This is a genomic window from Moorena sp. SIO3I6 (assembly GCF_010672095.1).
Genome location: NZ_JAAHHU010000720.1, coordinates 1 through 2,373, shown reverse-complemented (window position 1 = coordinate 2,373; position 2,373 = coordinate 1). Strand labels below are relative to the sequence as shown.

The window sequence follows — 2,373 nt, the reverse complement described above, 5'->3', positions numbered from 1 at the left end:
TCTCCGTGCGAGCAATCCCTCCCACGGGGGAATGTCAAGATAGAAAAGTTTAGCTATCAGCAAGCCCCAGGTCTATATGGCTCGCTACACTCGTTCCATTAAAATCACTATTCCCCTTGATCGTCTTCTGCCGTTACTCATTGAGGTTCTAAAATCCTGCGATTTTGAAATTCTCTACGAGAGTGATGACTATATAATGGCAAGAGAGAGTCCGGGTAATATATCCTTTACCAAGCTGGTTACAGTGGACGTATTGATTGACAAATCGAAAGCCACTGCTCAACAAGTGCCCATCAATTTTGTCGTCAAAAATGAAGAGTTACCTCTACAGGTTAATAACCATTGTCGGCAAATGTTTGAGCTACTTCAGGAGGCAGTTAATAACAATCCCGATTGGCAAGTTGCGGAGGAGCTAGCTACTTAAAAAGTAAGTAATCAGCAATCAGCGTTTGAATAGCTTTTGAAGAAAAGAGGTAAGGATTCGAATAATGCTGAGTTACCTCACAGCGCTTGTGGCCTGTGCCACCTCGAACGAGGTTTATTTTCAGCTGACGGCTGACAGCTGACGGCTGACCGCTAACGGCTGACCGCTGACTGCTGACTGCTGACTGCTAACAACCTAGCTAGTTAACAATAGTTTTAAAAACATCTTCTCCATTGTAGCTCGCTACCAGCTGCATTTTTAAAGGACCAGCTGTGTAGGCAGTTTCTTGGGCAATAGCCTTGACATTAAGGGGTTGGCCATACTTCTCCAGCTGCTCAATAAAGTTGATTAGGGTGGTCAGCCGACCATCTCCAACTTGAATATCACCCAAAATCCCAGCGCGACGGGCACGGAACTCAGAGGCTGCCAATAACTGATCGAGGCGCTTGCGGATTTGTTCATTGGTCATAGTTGAGGGATTAGTGGAGATGGTAGCAAGGATATCACCCCCCTTAAAGACAACCTCATTGAGGGCTGCATCTGCAAATACTTGTATTGGTTTTTCCCCCTCAACGTAGTTACCTGCTGAAAGAATTCGCACCACGTAGTCTCTACCATCTTGAATCTGCTGGACTAACTGATCCACTTGTGCTTGAGTAATTTGCACCAGTGGCTCTTGGGAATTACTGCTACTAGCACGGGTAATGTCTACGGCTGTCTTATTGGCTTGGCTCAACAGTTGATCAACGGCTTGATTTACCGCTGTTGGATCGACAATTCGTACTACTCCGGAAGTGAGTACCTGACCACGAATTAAAGCAACATTTCCCTGACGCAGTACTTGATAATTCTGATAGTACTGTTCTAGAATTTCTAGTTCCCGTTTTAAAAAAGCAAGTTGTTTTTCTTGTGATTCAAGTTGTTTATTACGTTCAGCAAGTTGACGCTCCTTTTGTTTAAGTTGTTGTTCAAGTTCTTTAAGTTCTTGTTCGAGTTGTTTTAGGAACGTTTCACGCTGAGCAATGACTTTATCCCGTTCCGCAATTTTGCGGTCAAATTGTTTTATAGCTTGGTCTTTCTCAGCCAGCTCTTGCTCCCGCTGTTGGATCGTTTGGTCTTGTTTGAGGATAGCTTGGTCTCGCTCTTGGATAGCTTGGTCTCGCTCCAGCATTTCCTGATCCCGTTTCTTCACCAATTCTTTTAATTGAGTGATTTGGCTCTGGAGTTGGGTAATTTGTTCATTGAGTTGATTCCGCTGTTGGATTAGCAGCTGACGTTCCCCTAGGAGTGACTTAATTTCAGTACGCAGCACCCCAAGCTGAGCAGAGACATCTTTCAGTTGATTTTGAGCCTGTTGGAAATTTCGATTGGTTTCATCCAAACGCTTCTGAACCTCTATTTGCTCTGCTCTGGCGTCCTCTAACTGCTGCTCTACTCGATTTTTCTCATCCTCTAATTGGCTGACCTCCCGGCGAGCACTTCTAAGTTTTTTGAGGATATTATCAAGTTCAAAAATGCCATCCCGTAGAGACTCGCTGGTGGCAAACAAAATCCCCAAGGTCGAGGCGGAAATTAAGCCACCGGTGATAATTGTTACTACCGTGGCAGTAGTACGGGGACGTAGATTAAATAAACTCAACCGTGCTTTTCCTACTCGTGTACCCATGCGATCGCCTAAGGTAGCGAGTAACCCCCCCAACACCAAAATTGAGGCAATCAGGATATAAGCGCTGGTCATCTAAAGCCTCACGGGAGAGTGCAAACTACTATTATTTATATGGTCATTTCTGTGGTTGAGGAAACGCGAGTAGGCGATTTTAACCGCTGTCAAAGTACTACAATAATAGTTATACAAAAAAAACTTTAAGGTTGGCTGGGACTCCCAGTGGTGGGAAATTCCACTCAAAAGACAATCAATCGAAATTATTGATTGGCTACAGGCACGTAGT

General features: G+C 44.5%; 2 protein-coding genes. One reads left to right on the top strand and one right to left on the bottom strand.

The window, feature by feature from the left end; genetic code table 11:
- The first annotated feature begins 76 nt into the window (after nucleotides 1-76).
- On the top strand, nucleotides 77-424 hold the full coding sequence (locus F6K49_RS41805) for a hypothetical protein (RefSeq protein ID WP_075900416.1): 348 nt from the start codon (nucleotides 77-79) through the stop codon (nucleotides 422-424).
- 199 nt (nucleotides 425-623) lie between these two features.
- On the opposite strand, the gene F6K49_RS41800 is transcribed toward F6K49_RS41805, so the two are convergent.
- Nucleotides 624-2,162 (bottom strand): DUF3084 domain-containing protein, encoded by a 1,539-nt coding sequence (locus tag F6K49_RS41800; protein ID WP_075900414.1) that lies wholly within the window; start codon nucleotides 2,160-2,162, stop codon nucleotides 624-626.
- Nucleotides 2,163-2,373: the final 211 nt, after the last annotated feature.